Here is a 24,596-nt window from a genome sequence, read left to right on the forward strand (position 1 = left end):
TGCCAGGGCGACGTCCATGGTCCATAAGCATGGGCAGGCTGCCACTACGCCGCCCTCCAATCGCACGGTACCCGCCATGTCCCAAGACTTCTGGTTCCTGCTGTTGCCCGGTTTTTCGGTGATGGGTTTCGTTTCCGCCGTCGAGCCGCTGCGGGTGGCCAACCGCTTCCGCGGCGAGCTGTACCGCTGGCACCTGATGAGCCTGGACGGCGGCCCGGTGCTGGCCAGCAACGGCATGTCGATGAACGCCGACAGCGGCCTGGAAGCGCTGCGCGAAGGCGATACGCTGCTGGTGGTGGCCGGTTTCGACCCGCTGCGCGCCTGCACGCCGGCGCTGCTGCATTGGCTCAAACGGCTGGATCGTGACGGCGTGACGCTGGGTGGCATCGACACCGGCAGCTTCGCGCTGGCCGAGGCCGGATTGCTGCAGCGCCAGCGCTGCACGGTGCACTGGGAAGCGCTGGACGCCTTCCGGGAGACTTATCCACAGGTGCAGGCGACCCAGGAGCTGTTCGAGATCGACGGCCCGCGCATCACCTCCGCCGGCGGCACCGCGTCCATCGACCTGATGCTCGACCTGATCGCCCAGGACCATGGGCCGGAGTTGGCCGTGCAGGTGTCGGAGCAGTTCGTGGTCGGGCGCATCCGCCCCCGCCAGGACCACCAGCGCCTGCAGGTCGCCAGCCGTTATGGCGTCTCCAACCGCAAGCTGGTGCAGGTGATCGGCGAGATGGAGCGCCACACCGAGCCACCGCTGACGACGCTGGAGCTGGCCGAACGCATCCAGGTCACCCGGCGCCAGCTGGAGCGCCTGTTCCGCCTGCACCTCAACGACACGCCATCGAACTTCTACCTCGGCCTGCGCCTGGATAAGGCGCGCCAGTTGCTGCGCCAGACCGACATGAGCGTGCTGGAGATCGGCGTGGCCTGCGGGTTCGAGACGCCTTCCTACCTGTCGCGCAGTTACCGGGCGAAATTTGGCGTATGCCCGAGCCAGGATCGGGTGGGGTTGCGCAAGGCGGTGGCCAAGGCCTGAAAACCCGTAGGAGCGAGCTTGCTCGCGAACCGCCCAACCAAAGTGCCGCCGGTTGACGCTGTTCGCGAGCAAGCTCGCTCCTACAAAGAGCAAAAGCGATTGGCAATATCTGTGGGATCGCCGTCATTTACCCCATGGCAGCTCGGGCGGAGTATGGAGACCAGGCTCCAAACCCCACTGCCTTTCGGAGGCCACCATGAGCGAAGCCCGTCCCCCTCTTCCGCCCTTCACCCGCGAAACCGCCATCCAGAAAGTCCGCCTCGCCGAGGACGGCTGGAACAGCCGCGATCCGCACCGCGTGTCGCTGGCCTACACAGCGGACAGCCGCTGGCGCAACCGCGCGACCTTCGTCCAGGGCCGCGAGCAGATCGTCCAGTTCCTCACCGCCAAGTGGGTGCGCGAGCAGCAGTACCGGCTGATCAAGGAACTCTGGGCGTTTACCGAGAACCGCATCGCCGTGCGTTTCGCCTACGAATGGCACGACGATTCGGGCAACTGGTTCCGCTCCTATGGCAACGAGAACTGGGCCTTCGACGAGAACGGCCTGATGTTCGAGCGCCACGCCAGCATCAATGACCTGCCGATCAGCGAGGACGAACGCCTGTTCCGCTGGCCGCAAGGGCGCCGGCCGGATGAGCATCCGTCGCTGAGCGAGCTGGGGCTGTAGGAAACGCTATCCATAGGCACAACCGATGGCACCCATCCTACGATCGAGCAAGCAGGAACTGTAGGAGCGAGCTTGCTCGCGAACGGATTCAGCCGGCGACTCCATGAGCCGCGCTGGTTCGCGAGCAAGGGCTAGGCGCCCCCCTCGCTCCTACAAAGTGCCGTCAGGCGGGGACGGCGCGGGCGGGAACGGTGGAGGAGATGCGGCTGTCTTCCAGGATCATCGCCGCCGCGCGCTCGCCGAGCATGATGCACGGTGCGTTGGTGTTGCCACTGATCAGCGTCGGCATGATCGACGCGTCCACCACGCGCAGGCCCTTCAGGCCGTGCACGCGCAGGCGCAGGTCGACCACCGCCATCGCGTCCTCACCCATCTTGCAGGTGCCCACCGGGTGGAACACGGTGGCGGCGTATTCGCGCAGGTGCTCGAGCAGTTGCTCATCGGTCTGCACCTGCGGGCCGGGGAGCATTTCGGCGCCGCGGATGTTGTCGAACTCCGGCTGGGCGAGGATCTTGCGCGCCAGCTTCACGCCTTCCACCAGCACGCGGCCGTCTTCCTCGTTGGCGAGGAAGTTGTAGTCGATCTCGATGTCGCCGCCGGGCTTCACGCGCAGCTCGCCGATGCTCTTCGGACGCAATACGCAGGTGTGCACGGCGTAGCCATGGCCCCACTCGAACAGGCGGCCACGGTGGCTGCGGTAACCGGGGACGAAGTGGAACTGCACGTCGGCCAGCGAATCGGCCAATGGTGTGCGGGCGAAGCCACCGGCCTCGACGTAGTTGGTGGTCAGCCAGCCCTTCTTCGCCAGCAGGTACTTGAACGGCGACAGCAGGATCTGCGGCAGCGAACCCAGGGAGAAACCCAGGCTCAACGGGCTGGGCGAACGCACGGTGACCAGGCCGTCGAGGTGGTCCTGGAGGTTCTTGCCCACGCCCGGCAGGTCGTGCTTGACCGCGATGCCGGCAGCTTTCAATTCCTCGCCCGGACCGATGCCCGAAGCCAGGAGAATCTGCGGCGAGCCGAGGGAGCCGGCCGACAGAATCACTTCGCGGCGCGCCAGCAGGCGTTCGCCGCTGCGCAGTTCGATGCCGGTGACGCGCTCGCCTTCCAGCAGCAGGCGACCCACCTGGCGGCCAGTCAGCACGGTGAGGTTCGGCCGCTGCAGCGGCGCGACGAAGGCGCGGTAGCTGCTCAGGCGCTTGGCGTCCTTCTGGGTCACGTTGTAGATGCCCACGCCCTCGAATTCGCGGCCGTTGAAGTCATCGTTGCGGCGCAGGCCGAGGTGTTCGGCAGCCTTGATGAACAGGTTCGACAACGGGTTGGGGTCACGCGGCTTGTCCACCACCAGCTCGCCGAGGGTGCCGTGCAGCGCCGGGTCCTGGCCCAGCAGGTTGCGCTCGGACTTCTTGAAGAACGGCAGTACATCCTTCCAGCCCCAGCCGGGGCAGCCGTCCTGCTCCCAGCGGTCGTAGTCGGAGGCGTGGCCACGGATGTAGATCATGCTGTTCATCGAGCTGGAGCCGCCCAGGGCCTTGCCGCGCGGGCAGTGCAGCGAGCGGTTGTTCAGGCGCTTCTGCGGCGCGGAATAGAAGTTCCAGCTGAAGATCTTGCTCTTGTACAGCGTGATGGTGCCGGCGGGGGTCTGCACGCGTGGGCTGGCATCGCTGCCGCCGGCTTCCAGCAGGCAGACGCGCACGGACGGGTCGGCGCTCAGGCGGTTGGCCAGCACGCAGCCGGCAGAACCGGCGCCGACGATGAGGTAGTCGTAGGTGGAATCGTTGGAGGAGGACATGGGGGCTCCCTTTGGAGTCGTGCGTGAATGGCAGAACCCCTCACCCCAACCCTCTCCCGAGGGAGAGGGGGCCGAACGGTGCTGCAGCGAATCACCGCATCGGCCGGCGCCCTGCAGGGGGCGCCAGCCGGCGGCAGGTCAGTGCGCTTCTTCCAGGTCGTCGTGCAGCAGCCCGAGGATCTCGCGCTTCATCTCGATGAACTGGCGGTCCATGACCATGTCCAGCGAGCGCGGGCGCTCGATGGGCACGTCGAGGATGCGCTTGATGCGGCCGGGGCGTGCGCCCATGACGTAGACGCGATCGCCCAGCAGGATGGCCTCGTCGATGTCGTGGGTGACGAACACCACGGTCTTCTTGCTGTGGTCCCACACGCGCAGCAGCAGTTGCTGCATCTGCATGCGGGTCTGGCTGTCGAGGGCGCCGAAGGGCTCGTCCATCAGCAGGATCTGCGGGTCGTTGGCCAGCGCGCGGGCGATCGCCACGCGCTGCATCATTCCGCCGGAAAGCTGCTTGGGATAGTTGTTCTCGAAGCGGCGCAGGCCGACTTCGTCGAGGTAGTAGTCGACGATCTCGCGGCGCTCGGCCGCCGGCATGCCGCGACGCTTGAGGCCGAACTCGACGTTCTGGCGCACGGTCAGCCAGGGGAACAGGGTGTAGCTCTGGAACACCATGCCGCGGTCGGCGCCCGGGCCGTCGACCAGTTGCCCGCCGACGTAGATGTCGCCTTCGGTGGGTTCGGCCAGGCCGGCGGTGAGGTAGAGCAGGCTCGACTTGCCGCAGCCCGATGGACCGACGATGACGGCGAACTGCTGGTCCGGCACTTCGAAGGAGACGCTCTCCAGCGCGCTGAAGGTGCCGCCCTCGGGCGTGCGGTAGCGCAGGCTGACGTTCTCCACCCGCAGGCGCGGTGGCCTGGCTTGTTCCTGACCGGTCACGGCCGCTTCTTCCTGCTTGATCGCTACTGCGCCCATGACGCCACCTTCAGTCGGATGAATCGGAAGAGTTGGTCGGTGATCAGGCCCAGCAGGCCAATGATGGCAATGGCCAGGAAGATCACGTCGACCTGGAAGCCGCGCATGGCCTTGAGGCTGATGTAGCCCAGGCCGCTGGAGGCGGCGACCAGTTCGGCCACGACCAGGTAGGTCCAGGCCCAGCCCATGGTCACGCGTAAGGTATCGAGCACGCCCGGCAGCGACGCCGGGCCGAGCACGTGGAGGACCACGTCGCGGCGGTTGCAGCCCAGGGTGTAGGAGGCGTTGACCAGGTCCTTGGCGACGCCGCGGGAAACGTCCGCGATCATCACCAGTTGCTGGAAGAACACGCCGAAGATGATCACGGTGACCCGCTGTTCCAGGCCGATGCCGATCCACAGGATGAACAGCGGCACGAAGGAGGTCACCGGCAGGTAGCGAATGAAGTTCACCAGCGGTTCGAGGAAGGCCTGGACAATGCGGAAGCTGCCCATCAACAGGCCCAGCGGCACCGCCACCAGCGAGGAGATGATGAAGCCGATCATCACCACCTTGACGCTGGCCATCACGTGGGTGGCGAGGGTGCCGTCACTGGCCAGGCGCACGCCGGCCGCGAGCACCGCGTCCGGGGTGGGCAGGAACATCGCCGGCACCACGCCGCCATAGGAGAGCCCGGCCCACAGGCCGAACACGAGCAGCCAGCACAGGGTGCCGGCGGACCAGACCAGCTTCAGCGGCAGGTCGACCTTGGGCGTCAGGCAACGGCTGAGCCAGGATTGCGAACGACGAGGCATCGCGGATTCCTCCAGGCGAGCGGCACGGCGCCGCCCGCGGGGACAAGAGTGAGACGGTTACTCGGAGACGAAGCGCGGGTCGACCAGGTCGTCGTAGCTGACTTCCAGACGCTTGCCCTGCAGGCCGCTCCAGGTTTCGTTGGCGAGGCGGATCAAGCCCTTGATGTCGCCGGGCTTGCCGGGAGTGCCAATGAGTTGCTCGCTCATGGCCTTGTCGTAGAAGCGCACTCCTTTGGCGGCATCGGCCAGTGCCTTGGGATCGGAGAGGTAGCCGCCGACGCCCTTGGCCATGATGGCGTAGGCCTCGTCCGGGTGCTCCTTGGTGTACTGCACGGCCTTGTACAGGCCTTTCACCAGGGCCTTGACGTCCTCGGGCTGCTTCTCGATCACGTCGCAGTTGAGGGCGACCACGTCGACGATCACACCGGGGGTGGTGGAACTGTCCACCAGCACCTTGCCCTGCTGCTTCTCGCGTACCAGCGAGAGGTGCGGTTCCCAGGTCACAGCGGCGGGTACGCGGCCGGCGATGAAGGCGCTGGCGGCATCGTCGGCGGTCATGTTCTGCACCTTGATGTCGCTCATGCTCATGCCGGCGTGCTTGAGCAGGTAGGCCAGCCAGAACTGCGAGACGGAGCCTTCGTTGACCGCCACTTCCTGACCCTTGAGCTGGGCCAGGGAGGTGACGTCCTTGCCCACCAGCACGCCGTCGCCACCGTGGCTGTCGTCCAGCGCAGCCACGGCCTTGAAGCAGAACTTCGGCCGGTACTTGAGGATCTCGTCGATGGTGGAAGCGGAGCCGGAGAGCTGGCCGGAGGCCTGGGCCGCCATGTACATCGAGGCTTCCTCGATGGTGGTCAGCTGCAGGTCGAGGCCCTGCTCCTTGAAGTAGCCCAGGTCGCGGGCGAGGTAGAGCGTGCCGTAGCCAACCCAGGTGGTGTGGCCGATGGACAGGGTGCCGGCCTGCGCGCCAGAAGCGGCGGCGAGAGCCAGGGCGGAACACGCGATGGAACGCACGAGCAAGGACTTGATCATGAAGCACTCCCACAGCCGTTTGGCTTTGTTGTTGATTTACTGCGGCAGTGGCCAGGAGGCCGGTAGAACCGGGACATGGGCGGCATCGGGCTCTATGGCCCAGCGTCTGAAGGCTTTGTCTCGCGACATGTCTGACAGGCCGATGGTGGCCGAAGCGGGAGGCTCGGAAAATTATTAAATATGTCGTTGCGCCATAAGAAAAAGCTGCCTTGCCGGCGAAATTGCACCAGCATGGCGCAGGGGAGAGCTCGGCCGCGCGCGGGTTGTTCCGCGCTGCACTATGGTTGAACGCAGCTCTCCTCAAGGAAGGTTTCCAGCATGGCCCCCCGCCCCATTCTCTCGGCCCTGGCGCTCGTCGCCGGGCTGTCGTTGCATCCCGCTGCCGCCGTTGCCGCCCAGGGCCAACCACAGGCCAGTGCGCCCGCTTCGCCGGCAGTCGCCGAAGAACTGAAATGGCCACGGGATTTCGCCCTGGGCGACCAGCACGTGCAGATATTCCAGCCGCAGATCGAAGACTGGGACGGCACCCGCATGGGCGGCCGGGCGGCCATCGCCATCGGCGCCGCCAATGCCGCGCCCACCTACGGGGTGGCGCAGTTCTCCGCCGCCGCCGCCATCGACAAGGCCAGCGGCCTGGTGCAACTCACCGACCTGCGCATCGAAAAGGTCGAAGTCCCCACCGCACCAGACAGCGCCGACAAGGTGCGCGATGCCCTGGTGGCGCGGCTGCCCAAAGAAGGCCTGACAGTCTCCCTCGACCAATTGCAGGCCAGCTACGCGGTGAACCAGCAACTGGACAAGCTGCGCCACGTGGAAGTGAAGAACGACGCACCGCAGATCATTTTCGCCAGCACCCCGACCGTGCTGGTGATGATCGACGGCCAGCCGAAGTGGCAAGCCCTGACGGGCAGCGACTTCGAGCGGGTTATCAACAGCCGCGTACTGCTCCTGCGCGACGCCCAGGGCAACAACTACCTGAACGCCGCCGGTAACTGGTACACGGCGCTGGCGCTGGACGGCACCTGGCTGGTGCTCAGCCAACCGCCCAAGGCGCTGGTCAGCGCCCAGCAGGCGGCGGAGAAGGCCGGCCCGGTGGACGCGCTGCTGCCCAAGAACGGCAAGAAGCCGGGCAAGGCGCCGGCCGTCCTGGTGGCCACGCAGCCCACCGAACTGATCGTCAGCGACGGCACCGCGCAGATGGCGCCGGTGGACGGCGTCAGCCTGCTGAGCCTGAACAATGCCGATCACGCGGTGTTCGTCGATCCGACCCACAACACCTGGTACGTGCTGGTATCCGGCCGCTGGTTCAGCGGCCCAGGTGAGAAAGGCCCGTGGACCTATGTGCCCGGCAAGGACCTGCCCGCCGACTTCGCGAAGATCTCCGCCAAGGACCCGAAAGCCAACGTCCTCGTGTCGGTTCCCGGTACGCCCCAGGCCAAGGAAGCCGCCATCGCCGCGAGCATCCCGCAGACCGCCAGCGTCTCGCGCAGCAAAGCCACGTTGAAGGTGACCTACGACGGCGCGCCGAACTTCCAGCCGATCACCGGCACCAGCCTGAACTACGCGGTGAACACGCCGACACCGGTGATCGAAGTGGCGGCTAACCAGTTCTTCGCCGTAAGCAACGGCGTCTGGTTCACCGCGCCCAGCCCGACCGGCCCGTGGCAGGTGGCAGCCGAAGTACCCGCGGCGATCTACGGCATCCCGCCCAGTTCGCCGGTGTACTACGTGACGTATGTGCACATCTACTCGGTGACCCCGCAAACCGTGGTTGTCGGCTACACGCCGGGCTACCTGGGTGTGGTGGTCAACAGTGACGGCACGGTGGTGTACGGCACGGGCTACACCTATCCCGCCTATGTCAGCAGCACCGTGTACTACGGTTATCCACCGACCTACGGCTATGGCGCGGGCTTTGCCGTCGGCGCGTTGACCGGCTTCGCCTTCGGCTATGCCGCCGGAGCCTGGTGGGGCTCGCCGGAGCCTTGCTGGGGACCGTACTGGGGACCTTATCCACAGGGCGGCTGGAGTTATACCAACATCAACCAGGCCAACTTCTACGGGCGCTGGGGCCAGGGCACCGTCACCCACGCCTATGGCTACAACGCCTGGACCGGCACCCAGTGGCAGGGCAGCTCGGCAGCCGGCTACAACCCGCGCACCGGTACCCGCTTCGCCGGCAGCCAGGGCGCGGCGTTCAACCCCTATACCGACCAGGGAGTGGCCGGGCGGCGCGGGGCCTATTCCAATGCTTCCACCGGTATCTCCGCCGCAGGGCGCAGTGGCGTGGCCTACGATGCCGATAGCGGCGACTTCAAGGCCGGCCAGCAGGGCGTGAAGCACAACGCCCAGACCGGTCGCACCACCATCGCCGAACGCGGGGTATCCGGCGATGTGGATGACGGCCGCGGCAGCTACGACCACGACAACCGTGGCGTGACCTACAACCGGCGCACCGGCAACGCCGTGGCCTGGAAGAATGGCGACATCTACGCCGGCCACGATGGCAACGTCTACCAGCACACCGACAACGGCTGGCAGCAACACACCAGCAATGGTTGGCAGCCGGTCCAGCCGAACCAGGCCAACATGCGTGGGCAACTGGAGCAGCAGTACCAGTCGCGGCAGGTCGGCCAGCAGCGCTTCAACCAGACGCAGCGGCAATGGGGCGGTGGCGGGCATTTCGGTGGCGGCCACATTGGCGGTGGCGGTTTCCGCCGCTGAGGGTGTGGACAAGGTTTTCCACACCGCCTGAGCCTGTGGAAAACCACGTCGGGCAAGGATCGGCACTTATCCACACGCCTTGCCCTTGCCCACTCACCCTCGGCAAGATGCCCGCTCCCACCACCCTCTTGGGGTTGCCGTGACCGCTCTGTTCCAGGCCCTGTGGCCATTGTTCGCGCTGATCGTCGGCGGCTTCGTGCTGCGCCGCAAGGGTTTCCCCGGCGAGGCCTTCTGGCCGGCGGCCGAGCGGCTCAACTACTTCATCCTGTTCCCTGCGCTACTGGCCAGCAGCCTGGCCAGCGCGCCGCTGAACGACCCCGGCCTCGCCCGCCAGGCACTGGCAGTGGTGCTCGGGCTGGGTATCGCCTGGATTGCTCTGCTCATCGCCAAACGCCTGCGCGGCTGGAATGCGGCACGCTTCGGCGCCATCGCCCAGGGCGTGTTGCGCTTCAACACCTACCTGGGGCTGGCTGCCGTGGGCAGCCTCTATGGCAAACCGGGCCTGACCCTGGCCGCGCTGATGCTGGCGCTGATGGTGCCGACGGTGAACGTGATGTCAGTCTGGGCACTGACCGCCGAACGCGGCATCAGCCTGCGTTCGCTACTGCTGCCGATCATCAGGAACCCACTGATCCTCGCCTGCGTGGTGGGCGCATTGCTGAATGTGAGCGGCATCGGCCTGCCCGGCGGTACGGACCGGCTGTTCAACCTGCTGGCCGTAGCGAGCCTGCCGTTGGGCCTGCTCTGCGTGGGGGCAGCGCTGCAGCCCCAGGAGCTGCGCGCGGAAGCCTCGGCACTGGGCTGGAACTGCGCGATCCGCCTGCTGGCCATGCCCTTGCTGGCCTTCGCCATCGCTCGCCTGCTGGCGCTGCCGCCGCTGGAGAGCGCGCTGCTGGTGATGTTCTTCGCCTTACCCACAGCCCCGACAGCGTACGTACTGACCCGCCAGCTGGGCGGCGAAAGCGGGCTGATGGCGGGGATCATCACCCTGCAGACACTGCTGGCCGGCGCCAGCCTGCTGCTGGTGATGGGTGCGATCCAGGCGCTGGGCTGACTCGGGCCGGATCTTCTGCCAAGTTGTCCAGGGAGCGCCCGGGTAGGATGGGTGGAGCTTGCGATACCCATGCTGCTCACGCGCCGATATCGATGGGTATCGCTACGCTCCACGCCATCCTACGAAGTGTTCTTCCTGCGCGTTGGACCGCGAGTTATCCACACATCGCCTCGATTCGCGAGCAAGCTCGCTCCTACACAAATCCCCACCGATCTGCGGAAATTTTCTGCGAAAGCCTGCTGAAAGCTTGACCCCCTAGCATCGCCGCCTCGGTCCTCCCGGCCGGACCTGCGTTCGCGCAGCGTACAAAAACAACAATCGGTGATCGCTCATGCCCCATTTCCTGGCCGCCCCCGCTCCCACTCCGTCCGCACCATTGATGCTTATCCACAGCCGCTGCTGAACCTCGGCGCCGAGACGGAGTTATCCCCATGCTGACTTTCCTCGCCTTCGCCATGGTGGCGACCTTCATGTTCCTGATCATGACCAAGCGGCTGTCGGCGCTGATCGCGCTGATCCTGGTCCCGATCGCCTTCGCCCTGCTCGGCGGCTTCGCCAAGGGCCTGGGGCCGATGATGCTGGACGGCATCCGCACGCTGGCGCCAACCGGCGTGATGCTGATGTTCGCCATCCTCTACTTCGCCATCATGATCGACTCCGGCCTGTTCGACCCGGCGGTTAGGCGCATCCTCAAACTGGTGAAGGGCGACCCGCTGAAGGTGTCAATGGGCACCGCCGCGCTGGCGATGATCGTCTCGCTGGATGGCGACGGCTCGACCACCTACATGATCTGCGTGGCCGCCGTGCTGCCGCTGTACAGCCGCCTGGGCATGAGCCCGCTGCTGATGGCCTGCCTGATCATGCTCTCCAGCGGCGTGCTGAACATGACGCCCTGGGGCGGCCCCACCGCCCGCGCAGCCAGCGCGCTGCACGTCGACCCGGCGGACATCTTCGTGCCGATGATCCCGGCCATGCTGGCCGGGATCGCGGCGATCTTCGCCCTCGCCTGGGTCTACGGCAAGCGCGAGCGCGCCCGCCTGGGCGAGCTGCACCTGCCGACCGACCACGAAGCGATGGCGGACGTAAGTGTGTCGCAATACCCCGAGGCGCGTCGGCCGAAGCTGCTGTGGTTCAACGCCGTGCTGACCGTTGTGCTGATGGGCACCCTGATCGCCGGCCTGTTGCCGATGCCGGTGCTGTTCATGATCGCCTTCGGGATCGCGATGATCGTCAACTACCCCTGCATCCTTGAGCAGAAGAAGCGCATCGGTGCTCACGCCGAGAACGTTCTCGCGGTGGTCTCGCTGATTTTCGCCGCGGGCGTATTCACCGGGATCCTCTCCGGAACGGGCATGGTCGAAGCCATGTCCAAGAGCCTGCTGGCGGTGATCCCGCCGGCGCTGGGGCCGTACCTGGCGACCATCACGGCGCTGGTGAGCATGCCGTTCACGTTCTTCATGTCCAACGACGCTTTCTACTACGGCGTGCTCCCGGTACTCTCCCAGGCCGCCGCGCAGTACGGCATCACGCCGGTGGAAATGGCCCGCGCCTCCATCGTCGGCCAGCCGGTGCACCTGCTCAGCCCGCTGGTGCCCTCGACCTACCTGCTGGTAGGCCTGGCCAAGATCGACTTCGGCGATCATCAGCGCTTCACCCTCAAATGGGCCGTGCTGGTGTGCCTGGCGATCCTCGCCGCCGCGCTGCTGCTGGGCCTGTTCCCGCTGTTCAATGACTGACCGATCAACGACCGACTTCGAGTACCGCGACAATGGAATGGCTGACCAGCCCTGAAATCTGGATTGCGTTCTTCACCCTGACTGCCCTGGAAATCGTCCTGGGCATCGACAACATCATCATGATCTCCATCCTGGTCGGCCGCATGCCCAAGCACATGCAGCCGCGTACGCGCTTCTTCGGACTGGCGCTGGCGATGGTCACGCGCATCCTGCTGCTGCTCTCGATCACCTGGGTCATGCGCCTGACCGCCGACCTGTTCCACGTGTTCGGCCAGGGCATCTCCGGGCGCGATCTGATCCTGTTCTTCGGCGGCCTGTTCCTGCTGTGGAAAAGCAGCAGCGAAATCTTCCACGGCCTGGAGGGCGAGGATGAAACCGAGGGCGAACCCAAGAGCGTGATGGGCGGCTTCATCGGCACCATCATCCAGATCGCCATCATCGACATCGTGTTCTCGCTGGATTCGGTGATCACCGCCGTGGGCATGGTTTCCAATGTGCCGGTGATGGTCGCGGCCATCGTCGTCGCGGTGATGGTGATGATGCTCTGCGCCGGCGCCATCAGCGATTTCATCGACAAGCACCCGTCGTTGAAGATGCTCGCGCTGTCCTTCCTTATCGTGGTCGGCACCGTGCTCATCGCCGAAGCCTTCGAAGTCCATGTGCCCAAGGGCTACGTCTACTTCGCCATGGCCTTCTCGCTGGCGGTGGAAGCGCTGAACATCCGCATGCGCACTGCGCGTGGGAAGAAGGAAGTGGACCCGGTGAAACTGCGCAAGGACATCCCAGGCCAGTAGTCCACAGGCAGGCAATAAAAAACCGGGCTATCCACAGCCCGGTTTATCCACAGCAAGGTCCCCTCAAGGGCGTGCGACCGGCTCCGGCCAGTTCAGCACGCCCTTGTCGTTGAAGCGCACCGTACCGAACAACCCACCGGCCAGTTTGCCGCTGATCTCGTAGGGCATGCCCTGGCGCGGCGGGCCGCCGGACAGGCCCCAGGCCTGGCGGAGTGCAGAGAAAGCCGAGATGCTCACCGGCACACTGATCACCGTTTCGCCGAAACGCGGCACCTGCCCGCTGGCGTCGCTCACCCCGCTGGCCAGCGGCTGGCCGTTCACTGAAAGGTCCAGGGCGATACCGTTGTAGTCGATGGCCTGGTCATTGGGGTTCTGCACCCGCAGCTTGACCGTGAAGCGCGCTTCCATGCCCTGCCCGGTCGCCGGTTCCAGGCCGACCAGATCGATGCGCAACGGATCGCGCGTGCCGAACAGACTGCTGCACGCGCCCAGCATCAGTAGCGCGGCCATCAGGATCAGGCGATGTAGCTTGGCCATGCGGTCTCCTCGTCGATTCACTTCAGGGTAGCCGGGCGCAGCCGCCACACGGTGTTGCCCACATCATCGGCCACCAGCACGCCGCCAAACTTATCCACAGCGACGCCGACAGGACGGCCCATGGCTTCTTCCTGGTCGTTGACGAAACCGTCCAGCACCGTCACCGGCTGGCCGTTGGGCTTGCCGCTGCCGAAGGGGATGAACACCACCTGGTAACCACTGCGTGGCTTGCGGTTCCACGAGCCGTGCTGGCCGATGAACACGCCGCCACGATAACGCTCCGGCAGCAGGCTGCCCTGATAGATGGCAAGGCCGAGGGAGGCGGTGTGTGAACCCAGGGCGTAGTCGGGCACCAGGGCCTTCTGCACCATGTCCGGGCGCGGCGGTTCGACGCGTTTATCCACATGCTGGCCAAAGTAGCTCCAGGGCCATCCGTAGAAGCCGCCGTCCTTCACCGAGGTCATATAGTCGGGCACCAGGTCGTTGCCCAGTTCGTCGCGCTCGTTCACGGCTGTCCACAGGGCGCCAGTGTTGGGCTCCCAGCCCAGCCCGTTGGGGTTGCGCAGGCCGGAGGCGAATACCCGCACGTTTCGGCTGGAGAGGTCGATCTGCAGGATCGCCGCGCGGTTCTTCTCCGCGTCCAGCCCGTTCTCGCCGACGTTGCTGTTGGAACCCACGGTGGCGTACAGGTAACGGCCGTCAGGGCTGGCGAGGATGTTCTTGGTCCAGTGGTGGTTGATCGGCCCGCCCGGCAGGTCGACGACCTTTTCCGCCGGTGCGCTGATCGTCGTCTCGCCAGTCTTGTACGGGAAGCGCACCACGGCATCGGCGTTGGCCACATACAGCCAGTTATCCACAAGCGCCATGCCGAAGGGCGAGAACAGGCCTTCCAGCAGCACGCTGCGCTGTTCCGGCACGCCATCGCCATCGGCGTCGCGCAGCAGGGTGATGCGGTTGGCGCTGGGTACCGAGGCCCCGGCCTTGGCCATGACCTTGCCGGCGACCCAGTCCTTCAATCCGCCGGACTCTTCCTTGGGCGGTGCCGAGCTTTCCGCCACCAGCACATCGCCGTTGGGCAGCACGTAAAGCCAACGCGGGTGTTCCAGCTTGTCGGCGAAGCGCTGCACCTCCAGGCCTTCAGCAGCACGGGGCATCTGCCCGGCGGGCCAGCCGGTGGCGGTGGCGATGTTGACGGTGGGCAGCACGCTGCTCTGGGGTTCGGGCAATTGCGGTTGAGGTCCGGTGCCGGCGGTGAACGGCAGAGCCGACTTGTCGCCGCAACCGGCCACCGCCAGTACGATCAGGAGGGGGAACGACCTACGCATGCGACTTCTCCTCGGCCTGTGGCGCATCCATGTCGATGAGCACTTCTGTCAGCAAATGGTTAGGCAGTCTAGACATATCCGTCCGCCGATCCGTGCGAAATAACCGATGCAAAGCCTCTCGCACCCGTGTTTGATCGGCTTTACTGACAGACAGGAATCCCGGCAAATCAGAGATTTGGCGAACCCTCAGGGAAGAACGAGGGTCTACCATGACAGTCTTGTGACAATCGCCTGAATGCTGCCGTGTCCTTCTCGGCCCTCCGCGCTGTCTGTACGGAGCCGCGGGCGAGGTCGTTACAGGGTCCGTCGACGGACGCTCCGCCCGCGGGCCCATTTGCGTGCAAGGGGGCCCGACATGCTCAAACTGCTCGATCTGCTCTCTGCCGTCGCCCTGTTGGTGTGGGGCACTCACATAGTCCGCACCGGCATCCTCAGGGTCTACGGCAGTAATCTGCGAAAAATCCTCAGCCGCAGCGTGGAAAAGCGCCCGCTGGCCTTCGCCGCCGGCATCGGTGTCACCGCGCTGGTGCAGAGCAGCAACGCCACGGCGCTGCTGGCTACCTCCTTCGTCGCCACCGGGCTGATGGCCCTGGCGCCAGCGCTGGCGATCATGCTCGGCGCCGACGTCGGCACGGCGCTGATGGCGCGGGTGCTGACCCTGGACCTGTCGTGGCTGTCACCGCTGCTGATCTTCTTCGGGGTGGTCTTCTTCCTCGGCCGACAAAAGTCGCGCCTGGGCCAGCTCGGCCGGGTGTTCATCGGCCTGGGGCTGATCATCCTGGCGCTGCAGCTGATCGTCGCCGCGGCGGAGCCGATGACCCAGGCCAAGGGCGTCAAGGTGCTGTTCTCCAGCCTCACCGGCGACGTGATGCTGGATGCGCTCACCGGCGCGCTGTTCGCGATGATTTCCTATTCCAGCCTGGCGGCCGTGCTGCTTACCGCGACGCTGGCGGCCTCCAAGGTGATCTCGCTGAAAGTGGCGCTGTGCCTGGTGATCGGCGCCAACCTGGGCAGCGGCATCCTGGCGATGATCAGTGCCTCCTCGCAGAACGCCGCCGGCCGCCGCGTGGCGCTGGGCAGCCTGCTGTTCAAGGTTGCCGGCTGCGCCCTGGTGCTGCCGCTGGTCGGCCCGCTGGCCGACTGGATCGACCACTGGCAGTTCAGCACCGCCGAACTGGTGATCGCCTTCCACGTGCTCTACAACACCACCCGCTGCCTCGCCTGCCTGCCGCTGACCGGGCAGATGGCGGCCTTCTGTACGCGCATCATGCCCGACCGCCATTCGCCGGAAGATATCGTGCGCCCGCGCCACCTCGATCCCGGCGCGCTGGACACGCCGAGCCTGGCGCTGGTCAATGCGGTGCGCGAAACCCTGCGCATGGGCGATATCGTCGAGCAGATGCTGAACAACCTGATGCAGGTTATCCACAGCGGCGACCCGCTGCTGGGCAAGGAGATCCGCAAGCAGGACGACGACGTCGACGCCCTCTACACCGCGATCAAGCTGTACCTGGCACGCATGCCCCGCGAAGACCTGAGCGAAGCCGACAGCCGTCGCTGGGCGGAGATCATCGAGCTGGCGATCAACCTCGAGCAGGCGGGCGACATCATCGAGCACATGCTCGGCGCCGTGCAGGACAAGAAGACCTCGCGCAGCCGATCGTTCTCCGACAATGGCCTGGAAGAGATCACCGTGCTGCACGGTCAGTTGGTGGCCAACCTGCGCCTGTCCCTGTCGGTGTTCCTCAATGGTGACCAGGAAGGCGCCAAGCGCCTACGCCGTGCCAAGCAGCGTTTCCGCCTGCAGGAGCGGCGCTTCGCCCACTCGCATGTCGACCGGCTGCGCCAGCAGGTGGTGCAGAGCATCGAGACCAGCTCGCTGCACCTGGACCTGATCAGCGACATGAAGCGCTTGAACTCGCTGTTCTGCGCCATCGCCTATGCTGTTCTGGACAACCCGGATGCCAGCAGTTCGGCAATCACTGAACCTGGGGAAGACGATGACTTCGTCGAACGCGAAGTCGAAGCGGTACAGGATCAGCAGCGGCCGGCTCCGCCCGGCTCCAGCGCGACGGGTTGACGGCCAGGGACTGGGCGAGCGCTTCGTCGGAGCGTTCGCCTGCCCCTACAAAGTCCTGATATCACGACGCCCAGGGTTCGGGCAGAATCCGCCGCCATGGAAGCATGCACTCAATCCCAACGCCCTCCCTCGGTCAGCGCCAGCCTGACCCAGGCCATTCTGCTGGCGGCCGTGCGTCTCGGTATGAACCGCGATGCGCTGCTCGCTGCCAGCGGCATTCAGGAATCCCAGCTCAGCGATCCGGATGCGCGTATCGACTTCGCGCTGCAGGAGCGCATGTGGCAGGTGATCCAGTCCGACCTGAAGCACGATGAGCCCGGCCTGGCCATGGGCCGCGCCCTGTCGCCGGCATCCTTCAGCGCGCTGGGCTATCTGCTGCAGTCGAGCACCACGCTGGGCGACGCTCTCGAGTCGGCCATGCGCTACCAGCGCCTGGTAGGCGAAGGCGGCCAGGTGGCCATCGAGGCGCAAGCCGAGATCATCTGGGTGACCTACCGCCCGCTGAGCCCCGAGCCGCCAGCGACTCGCGCCCGCGCCCTGGCGCTGCTGGGGTTCTGGGCGCGCCAGCTGCGCGCCCTGCTCAGCGGCCTGCAACTGGCCGGCTGCCGCTTCATGCACAGCCAGCCGGAGAATCTCGAAGAATATGAAAAGGCCTTCGGCTGCCCTCTGCAGTTTGAAGCGCCTGACTATGCCATGGGGCTGCCCAGGGCAGTCATCGACGCTCCACTGCCCCAGGCCAATCCGCCGTTGCGCGATCTGCTGCGTCAGCACGCCGAAGGCCTGCTCGCCCGGCTGCCCAGCGCCAGCATCAGCGGCCGTGTCGTCGCCCTGCTGGGCGAGCAACTGGCCCGCGGGGAACCGGGCCGCGCGTCGGTTGCCAACGAACTGGGCCTGAGCGAGCGCACGCTGCAGCGCCGGCTGGCGGAAGAAGGCAGCAGTTATCAACAGCTGCTCGCCGACACCCGCCGGCAGTTGGCCGAACGCTACCTGGGCGAAGGCAACCTGCCGGCCACGGATATCGCCGCCCTGCTCGGCTATTCCGAACCCAGCGTATTCTTCCGTGCCTTCCGTCACTGGACCGGACTGACACCGGGCGAGTACCGCCAGCGGAGGCGGCAGTCAGGGAGTTAGCCGGCATCGACAAGCAGCGGCCAGCAAGCTTTTCAACAGACTTGTCTACAAGATATCCACAGCCAGAGATTCAGCCGTTCGGTCCCCGCGCGGCGAGATAGGCCAGGAAGGCCTCGCGGCTGGAATAGCGCGGCTCGTAGCCGAACTCTTCCTTCAACCGGCGATTGTCCAGCACTGGCCGATAGCGCAGGTAGTCCACCTGCTCCGGGCCGAAGCGCGACAAACCCAGCGGCTTGAGCAGCCCCAGCCCCATGCGCATCAGGCCTGCAGGCATGGACCGATAGGGTTTGTTGAGCAGGCCGGCGATTTCGCGCAAGGACAACGCACCATCGCCGGCGAGGTTGTAGATGCCCTCGCTACCGCGTTCCAACCCCTGGCGGATCACGTTCACGACATCCTGGTCCCAGATGAACACGAAGCGGCTGCGGTGCCCCAGCACGCCCACCATGGTGGGCCGGGCAAAGAGTTCACTCAGCGGGTTATGCACACGTCGACCAAGGATGGTGCCGGGACGCAGGATCAACTGCTTGAGCTGTGGATAACGTTTCCGCGCATCAGCCAGCAGTTGTTCAATCTCCTGCTTGCAGCGCGCATGGAGCAGTTGGGGGTGTCCGCGCAGCGGATGGGATTCGTCGATCCATTCGGCGTTGTCGCGGTGGAAGCCATAGGCGACGCCGGAGCTGGTGACTATCAGTTGCTGGACGCCGGTCTGCCGTGCCGCCTCGATCAGCGCGCGAGTACCACCGACTTCGATGGCATGCAGCTTCTGCGGGGTCATTTCCCGCGGCGGGTTGACCACGGCGGCGAGATGGACGATGGCGTCCGGTCGCCATTGTTCTACGCACGCATTCACCTGCGCAGCCACACCCAGGTCCAGCGCAACCGGCTCGATGTTGGGTCGCAGGCCCTGGGTATTGATGAGCCTGACGTCTCCAGCGATCAGCGTCCAATCCAGGTGCTGCACGGCCAGTTCATTGAGCAGGCTCTGCCCCAGAAAGCCAGCGGCGCCGGTGATCAATACGCGCATGAAACCTCCAGATCGCTCGGGCATGCAGCGAACTTTGGGCTATTGAAGGGGTGCGTGCTTGCAGCGTAGTTCCACTGCGCCAGCACCGACAGTGACCTCACAAGCCAGCCCCATGACCAAAGATGCCACCCGACAAAGGTTGAACGCGGTGGGTTCACGTCGGTCAATCCGCTATCCTCACGGCTTTGCGTCCAGGCTCACCGCTCATGCGTTGGTTGTTCGTCCCCCTGCTGTCCCTGCTGCTCAACACCTGGTCCCTTGCCGACCAGCGACAGACGGTCGAGGCCTATCAGCTGGAGAACGGCATGGGCGTGCTGTTCAAGCCCACCCGCGAAAAGGGCCACGTGTCGATCCGCCTGATCGTCGGCGTTGGCTTCAGTGATTTCGCTTGCCGTGACCGGCAGCTTCCGCACCTGATGGAGCACCTGTTCTTCAGCGGCCTGGATGGCGGCGACGAAGCCGACCTGGAAGCGCGCATGCAGGCCCTGGGCGGCCAATGGAACGCCTACACCAGCGAGGGCGACACCGCTTTCGTCGTCGAATCCCCCGCTACCACCCAGCGCCAGGTGCTGGACCTGCTGCTGGAAATCATCACCCGCACCCAGCTCGACCAACGCAAGATCGACTCCGCCAAACAGGTACTGGTGCGCGAAGACGGCGGCCATTATTCGCACCTGCAGCGCTGGCTGGACCACCAGAACGTCAGCCGCGCCGGCCAGGAACAGCTGGCCGTGGAACTGGGGCTGTCGTGCGACGAGCGCGCGCCTGTGGATAACCTGACCCAGGCCCAGCTGGAGCAGTTGCGCAAGGACTGGTACATCCCCAGCAACATGACCCTGATCATCGTCGGCGACCTCGACCCGCGCCTGCCGGTCTACCTGGGCCGTACCTACGGCGCCCTGGTCGATCACGACACCCCGGAGCGCCGCGACCTGCCCCAGATGAAAAAGGGGGCCGAGCGCCAGCGCAGCCTGACCACCGGGTTGTTCGGCGAAAGCGCCGTACTGCACTGGATTTTCCCCGAGCCAGCGGAAGCCGACGGCGCCACGCTGGACCTGCTGCAGGCCTACCTGAACGATGCGCTCTACACCGAGCTGCGTGTACGCCGGGAGCTCTCCTATGGGCCCTGGAGCGAACGCACCGCCTGGGCCAACCAGGGCTTCATGAGCCTGAACGCCGATGTCGAGCGCGATCAGGAGAAGGTGACCCAACAGGCCCTGAAGGACCTGGTGGACAAGATCCGCCACGACGGCCTCGACCCACAGCGCTTTGCCCGCATCCAGCGCGTGGCGCGCGCGCAACTGGCCTGGAGCACGCCGGGCAACTCGACGCTGGCGGATTACTACTGGGGCGCGCTGGCGGACTTCGATGACGGCAAGTTCCCCGACGAGGACAAGCGTCTGGCAAGGGTCAGCCTCAAGCAAGCCAACGACGTGGCGCAGCAGCTGTTCAAGGACGAGGGGTATCTGCGTATCGAGAAACCGCTGCTGGACGACGATATGGTCTATCCACTGGCAGCGCTGGGCGCGCTGCTGTTGGCGGTACTGGTCGGGCTGGCGCTCTGGCGCCGGCGGGGCTGATTACCCGCCGGGCCGGATAAGCCTCAGAGGGCGAGGCGGCGGATGACCTGGCAGGAATCGTCCGGGTCGACCTGGGCGCGGAAGCCCAGCTCGCGGGCCATGTCGCGCATGTCGCGGTCCATGGACGAGTCGATCGAATACATCTGGTGGAAGCCATTGCGCTTGGCCACGTCGATCAGGTGGCGCATCAGTGCGAGGCCGAGGCCCAACTGCTTGAACTCGTCGGCGATGGTCACCGCACATTCGCACTGCTGGTTATCCACAGCCGCATAGCGGCTGATGCCGACTTCGCGCAGCTCACCGTCCACATGGGTCAGGGCGATGAAAGCCATGGTGGTCTGGTAGTCCACGTCCATCAGGCGATCGAGCAGTCTGTCGTCGATCTTCACTTCTCCGTGGAAGCGGAATTTGCGGGTCATGGGGGACAGGCGCTCGAGGAACAGGCGCTCGCGCTCGCGGTCTTCCGCGCGCAACGGGCGGATCAGCACATGGCTGCCGTCTTCGAGGGTTTCTATCCAATGATCGGCGCCAACAGCCCCGAGGGCTGCGAGCTCGGCGGTGGGGTGGGTGATCATGTCGCGTTCTCCGCTGGAGAAGAGGGATTGGGTTGACCCTATCCTTCTCCTGCGCGGCCCGGGCAAGCCTGACTTGAGTCAATGCCGCCCGAAACCGCGCTGGGGCAGAACGTCGCAGAGGGTCTCAGACCCCAGCGGCCAGCGCCCCTTCCCGCGCACGGGCGCCCTTGCGGAACAGCACCAGGGTGGCGAGCAGGCCCAGGGCCGCCGCGCCACTGAGCCAGATTCCCGGCGCGGCCTTGTTGTCGAGGGTGTGGATAAGCCAGGTGCAGACCGCCGGGGTGAAGCCGCCGAAGGTCGCAGTCGCCAGGCTGTAGGCCAGGGAGAAGCCGGTGGTGCGTACATCGGCCGGCATGATCTCGGTGAGCGCGACGACCATCGCACCGTTGTAGCTGCCATAGAGGAAGGACAGCCACAGCTCCACCTCCAGCAGGCGAGCGAAGCTGGGCTCCGCCACCAGCCAGGACAACATCGGGTAGGCGGTGACCAGCGCCAGCACGGTGGCGACCAGCAACAGCGGCTTGCGGCCGATGCGATCGGACGCCGCCCCCATCAGCGGCAGCCAGATGAAATTGGACAGGCCCACACACATGGTCACCAGCAGGCTGTCGAAGTCCGACAGGTGCAGCTCGTTCCTGCCGAAGGTCGGGGTGTAGGCGGTGATCAGGTAGAACGACACGGTGGTCATTACCACCATGGCAGTGCCGGCCAGCACCAGGCCGAAGTTCTGGCCGATGGAGCGCAGCACCTGGCCCAGGGTCGGACGATGCTTGCGCTGCTGGAACTCCGGGGTTTCCTCCAGCGAGCGACGGATGATGAACAGCGCGGGGACGATCAGGCAGCCAATGAAGAAGGGCACGCGCCAGCCCCACTCGCCCATGTCCTGCGGGCTCAGCCAGTGGTTGAGGATCACGCCCAGCAGGCCGGCAAACACCACGGCGACCTGCTGGCTGGCCGACTGCCAACTGACGAAGAAGCCGCGCTTGCCCGGGGTGGCGATTTCCGCGAGGTAGACCGACACGCCGCCCAGCTCCACGCCGGCGGAAAAGCCCTGCAGCAACCGGCCGAACAGCACCAGCAAGGGTGCTGCGACACCAAGAGTGGCGTAGCCCGGAACAAAAGCGATCAGCAGGGTGCCCATGGCCATCAGGCCAAGGGTAATGATCAGGCCCTGGCGACGGCCGTGACGGTCGATATACGCGCCAAGGAAGATGGCGCCCAGCGGGCGCATCAGGAAGCCGGCGCCGAAGGTCGCCAGCGACAGCATCAGGGAGGCGAAGGGGTCGTCGCCGGGGAAGAAGGTCTTGGCAATGGCGGTGGCGTAGAAGCCATACACCATGAAGTCGTACATCTCGAGGAAATTGCCACTTACCACGCGGAAGACGGCTTTGGCTTTGGAATTGTTCGAGGCCATGGGGACATCACTCAGGCTGACACACGGGAAATTTCCACGAGGGAAATCGACAGTCGCCGTCCGGGTGGATCGGGGCAGTGGAGGGCCGACGTATTTGTAACCCTATGTGTAATGACCGCCATCAGACAATCGAAAAATGGCTGAAAGGCGTGAATTACATGGGTTTGAAAGTTTCGTGAAAGCTTCGATGCTGTTCGTCGGCAAAAACCATCAACGTCTTGACAGTGACAAATGGACACTTGGTTTTTCGACACACAAGTTTATTCCTGAAACTTTACATTAACTTCCTTCAGAAACTTCCTAGGAAACTTTCGCCATATAAGATTATTAGCAAGCTGTTTTACCGCGTAATAAATCCTAATTTTATATAGGAATTTTCTTTCAATAATCATTAACTTTTCCCACAAATTAAACGGAAAAGGCTAATGATATGAAATGGAGTTTCCTGCTCATCCTGACGTTGACAGGATGCAATGGCTGGGTATCGCCGGAAACCGACAGTCGCTTGACCGAGCGGTACTTTCAGGTCCTGTCAGGCCCGCCGCTGCCCGGCCTGCTGGTTGCTTCTGCGGTGCAGTGGAACGCCGACTACGCAGTGACCGCCGCCCATACCCCTTTTCTGATGAACCAGGCGTACCGCTGCAGCACCGGTTGCGACCTGCTGTTCATCGCTCACAAGGCTGCGGGTGAAGTTCCGCACTGGCGGGATTTCCGCCCGGGTGAACGGGTGACCGCCATCGGCAGCAGCACGCTGATGATCCCGGTGAGTTCCCAGGGTCGGGTCTGGCCGGTCCCGTTCATCAACTCCGGATCGCAAAGTACCGAGCGCTACGGCGTGCACGATGCCGCGATGGCCAAGGGCATGTCCGGCGGCCCGCTGCTGGCCGGGGATGGCAGCGTGCTCGGGATCAACATCGGCTACCGCGCCGGCTGGACGCCACCGGCGAACCGACCGGAACTGGCCGGAATGGAGCGGCTCAGTGTCTTCGTGCCCTATCAGGTGATCCAGCGCGAATGGCTGCTGTTCCAGGAGCAGACGAAGCGCGGGGCGGCCCGCCAGCTTCAGGCGAAGAACCAGTAGCACACACCGATGGACGCCAGCACGCCGGCCAGGTCTGCCAGCAGCGCGCAACCCACGGCATGGCGTGCACGCTGGATACCAACGGCGCCAAAGTACACAGCCAGCACATAGAAGGTGGTCTCGGTGCTGCCCTGCACGGTGGCGGCTACCAGGGCCGGGAAGCTGTCCACGCCATGGGATTGCATGGTCTCCAGCAGCATCGCCCGCGCGGCGCTGCCGGAGAACGGCTTGACCAGCGCGGTGGGCAGCGCATCGACGAAGCGGGTATCCCAGCCCACGCCCTCGACCACCCAGCGAATGCCGTCCAGTGCCATCTCCAAAGCACCTGAGGCGCGCAACACGCCAACGGCACAGAGCATCGCCACCAGGTACGGCAGCAGGCTCTTGGCAACGTCGAAGCCTTCCTTCGCGCCTTCGACGAAGGTTTCGTATACCGGCACCTTCTTCAGCCAGCCGACGACGAGGAACAGCATGATGATGCCGAACAGCGTCAGGTTGCCCAGCAACGAGGACAGTTGCGCCAGCGCGGTGGCGGACAGCCCGGCGAGCAGTGCCATGAAGGCACCCAGCGCCAGCGCGCCGGGAATCAGGTAGGCCAGCACGACCGGGTCCCACAGTCTCAGGCGCTGCATGACGGCAACGCTGAGCAACCCGACCAGGCTGGAGGCGCTGGTGGCCAGGAGGATCGGCAGGAACACCAGGGTCGGGTCCACCGCGCCCTGCTGGGCGCGGTACATGAAGATGGTCACCGGCAGCAACGTCAGCGAGGAAGCGTTGAGCACCAGGAAGAGGATCTGCGCATTACTCGCAGTGGTGCTGCTGGGGTTGAGCTCCTGCAGCGCCTTCATGGCCTTGAGGCCGATCGGCGTGGCGGCGTTGTCCAGGCCCAGGCCGTTGGCGGCGAAGTTCAGGGTAATCAGGCCGATGGCCGGGTGGCCGGCGGGAACTTCCGGCATCAGGCGGCGGAACAGCGGGCCAAGGACGACCGCAAGCTTTTCCACCAGCCCGGCCTTTTCGGCGATGCGCAGGAAGCCGAGCCAGAGGGTCAGGGTGCCGAACAGCAGCACCATGACTTCCACCGACAGCTTGGCCATGGCGAACAGGCTTTCCACCATGGCGGCGAAGACGGTGGCCTCGCCCCCCAGCAGCCAGCGGGAAAGCGCGGTGACCGCCGCCACAATGAAAAAGCTCAGCCACAGGCCGTTGAGCATGGATCGTCCCCCTTGGAATGGCCCGGATGATAGC

Annotated in this window: 20 protein-coding genes; 10 read left to right on the plus strand and 10 right to left on the minus strand. The window is 65.2% G+C overall.

Annotated elements, in window-relative coordinates; genetic code table 11:
* Window positions 1-76: 76 nt before the first annotated feature.
* The gene (locus RS899_RS26600; RefSeq protein ID WP_226045687.1) at window positions 77-1,036 is read left to right on the plus strand and encodes a GlxA family transcriptional regulator; all 960 of its coding nucleotides are present in this window, start codon (window positions 77-79) and stop codon (window positions 1,034-1,036) included.
* A 196-nt stretch (window positions 1,037-1,232) separates the two neighbouring features.
* Window positions 1,233-1,703, plus strand: a complete 471-nt coding sequence (locus RS899_RS26605) for a DUF1348 family protein (RefSeq protein WP_226045688.1) — start codon at window positions 1,233-1,235, stop codon at window positions 1,701-1,703.
* Window positions 1,704-1,866: 163 nt separating this feature from the next.
* Here the strand turns inward: RS899_RS26605 and RS899_RS26610 are convergent, their stop codons facing one another.
* The 4 genes from RS899_RS26610 to RS899_RS26625 form a co-directional block, all read right to left on the minus strand.
* The gene (locus RS899_RS26610) at window positions 1,867-3,495 is read right to left on the minus strand and encodes a GMC family oxidoreductase (protein ID WP_226045689.1); all 1,629 of its coding nucleotides are present in this window, start codon (window positions 3,493-3,495) and stop codon (window positions 1,867-1,869) included.
* 138 nt (window positions 3,496-3,633) lie between these two features.
* Window positions 3,634-4,467: an ABC transporter ATP-binding protein gene (locus RS899_RS26615; protein WP_024764975.1), complete on the minus strand. Its 834-nt coding sequence runs from the start codon at window positions 4,465-4,467 to the stop codon at window positions 3,634-3,636.
* The gene (locus tag RS899_RS26620; protein ID WP_024764976.1) at window positions 4,455-5,261 is read right to left on the minus strand and encodes an ABC transporter permease; all 807 of its coding nucleotides are present in this window, start codon (window positions 5,259-5,261) and stop codon (window positions 4,455-4,457) included. The genes RS899_RS26615 and RS899_RS26620 overlap by 13 nt, the downstream gene beginning before the upstream one ends.
* Window positions 5,262-5,318: 57 nt before the next feature.
* Window positions 5,319-6,293 (minus strand): ABC transporter substrate-binding protein, encoded by a 975-nt coding sequence (locus RS899_RS26625; RefSeq protein ID WP_024764977.1) that lies wholly within the window; start codon window positions 6,291-6,293, stop codon window positions 5,319-5,321.
* Between the two features lie 318 nt (window positions 6,294-6,611).
* Between RS899_RS26625 and RS899_RS26630 the strand changes: the two genes are divergently transcribed.
* The 4 genes from RS899_RS26630 to RS899_RS26645 all read left to right on the plus strand — a co-directional run bounded on the left by RS899_RS26630 (window position 6,612) and on the right by RS899_RS26645 (window position 12,601).
* Window positions 6,612-9,017: a carbohydrate-binding family V/XII gene (locus tag RS899_RS26630; RefSeq protein ID WP_315808436.1), complete on the plus strand. Its 2,406-nt coding sequence runs from the start codon at window positions 6,612-6,614 to the stop codon at window positions 9,015-9,017.
* Between the two features lie 85 nt (window positions 9,018-9,102).
* On the plus strand, window positions 9,103-10,071 hold the full coding sequence (locus RS899_RS26635; protein WP_233296835.1) for an AEC family transporter: 969 nt from the start codon (window positions 9,103-9,105) through the stop codon (window positions 10,069-10,071).
* A gap of 431 nt (window positions 10,072-10,502) precedes the next feature.
* Entirely contained in the window at window positions 10,503-11,807 is a 1,305-nt protein-coding gene (locus RS899_RS26640; protein ID WP_054907612.1) for a CitMHS family transporter, read from the plus strand.
* A 32-nt stretch (window positions 11,808-11,839) separates the two neighbouring features.
* On the plus strand, window positions 11,840-12,601 hold the full coding sequence (locus tag RS899_RS26645; protein ID WP_054907611.1) for a TerC family protein: 762 nt from the start codon (window positions 11,840-11,842) through the stop codon (window positions 12,599-12,601).
* Between the two features lie 63 nt (window positions 12,602-12,664).
* On the opposite strand, the gene RS899_RS26650 is transcribed toward RS899_RS26645, so the two are convergent.
* Both RS899_RS26650 and RS899_RS26655 read right to left on the minus strand, forming a co-directional pair.
* On the minus strand, window positions 12,665-13,138 hold the full coding sequence (locus tag RS899_RS26650) for an LEA type 2 family protein (RefSeq protein WP_233296837.1): 474 nt from the start codon (window positions 13,136-13,138) through the stop codon (window positions 12,665-12,667).
* Between the two features lie 17 nt (window positions 13,139-13,155).
* The gene (locus RS899_RS26655) at window positions 13,156-14,463 is read right to left on the minus strand and encodes a sorbosone dehydrogenase family protein (RefSeq protein WP_315808437.1); all 1,308 of its coding nucleotides are present in this window, start codon (window positions 14,461-14,463) and stop codon (window positions 13,156-13,158) included.
* A gap of 355 nt (window positions 14,464-14,818) precedes the next feature.
* On the opposite strand from RS899_RS26655, the gene RS899_RS26660 reads away from it, so the two are divergent.
* On the plus strand, window positions 14,819-16,543 hold the full coding sequence (locus RS899_RS26660; RefSeq protein WP_233296839.1) for a Na/Pi cotransporter family protein: 1,725 nt from the start codon (window positions 14,819-14,821) through the stop codon (window positions 16,541-16,543).
* Window positions 16,544-16,639: 96 nt separating this feature from the next.
* On the plus strand, window positions 16,640-17,674 hold the full coding sequence (locus tag RS899_RS26665; RefSeq protein ID WP_315808438.1) for an AraC family transcriptional regulator: 1,035 nt from the start codon (window positions 16,640-16,642) through the stop codon (window positions 17,672-17,674).
* Window positions 17,675-17,744: 70 nt separating this feature from the next.
* Here the strand turns inward: RS899_RS26665 and RS899_RS26670 are convergent, their stop codons facing one another.
* Window positions 17,745-18,701 (minus strand): NAD-dependent epimerase/dehydratase family protein, encoded by a 957-nt coding sequence (locus tag RS899_RS26670; protein ID WP_315808439.1) that lies wholly within the window; start codon window positions 18,699-18,701, stop codon window positions 17,745-17,747.
* A 206-nt stretch (window positions 18,702-18,907) separates the two neighbouring features.
* On the opposite strand from RS899_RS26670, the gene RS899_RS26675 reads away from it, so the two are divergent.
* Window positions 18,908-20,281: a pitrilysin family protein gene (locus RS899_RS26675; protein WP_315808440.1), complete on the plus strand. Its 1,374-nt coding sequence runs from the start codon at window positions 18,908-18,910 to the stop codon at window positions 20,279-20,281.
* A 23-nt stretch (window positions 20,282-20,304) separates the two neighbouring features.
* On the opposite strand, the gene RS899_RS26680 is transcribed toward RS899_RS26675, so the two are convergent.
* Together RS899_RS26680 and RS899_RS26685 are read right to left on the minus strand one after the other, a co-directional pair.
* On the minus strand, window positions 20,305-20,856 hold the full coding sequence (locus RS899_RS26680) for a GNAT family N-acetyltransferase (protein WP_054907604.1): 552 nt from the start codon (window positions 20,854-20,856) through the stop codon (window positions 20,305-20,307).
* 124 nt (window positions 20,857-20,980) lie between these two features.
* Window positions 20,981-22,270, minus strand: a complete 1,290-nt coding sequence (locus RS899_RS26685; protein WP_315808441.1) for an MFS transporter — start codon at window positions 22,268-22,270, stop codon at window positions 20,981-20,983.
* A gap of 430 nt (window positions 22,271-22,700) precedes the next feature.
* Between RS899_RS26685 and RS899_RS26690 the strand changes: the two genes are divergently transcribed.
* Window positions 22,701-23,351: a S1C family serine protease gene (locus RS899_RS26690; protein WP_233296842.1), complete on the plus strand. Its 651-nt coding sequence runs from the start codon at window positions 22,701-22,703 to the stop codon at window positions 23,349-23,351.
* On the opposite strand, the gene RS899_RS26695 is transcribed toward RS899_RS26690, so the two are convergent.
* Complete coding sequence (locus RS899_RS26695; RefSeq protein WP_054907602.1) at window positions 23,333-24,562, minus strand: nucleoside recognition domain-containing protein; 1,230 nt, start codon at window positions 24,560-24,562, stop codon at window positions 23,333-23,335. The genes RS899_RS26690 and RS899_RS26695 overlap by 19 nt on opposite strands.
* Window positions 24,563-24,596 lie beyond the last annotated feature (34 nt).

The sequence above is a fragment of the Pseudomonas sp. C9-3 genome, from assembly GCF_032392015.1.
GTDB classification, from domain to species: domain Bacteria; phylum Pseudomonadota; class Gammaproteobacteria; order Pseudomonadales; family Pseudomonadaceae; genus Pseudomonas; species Pseudomonas nitroreducens.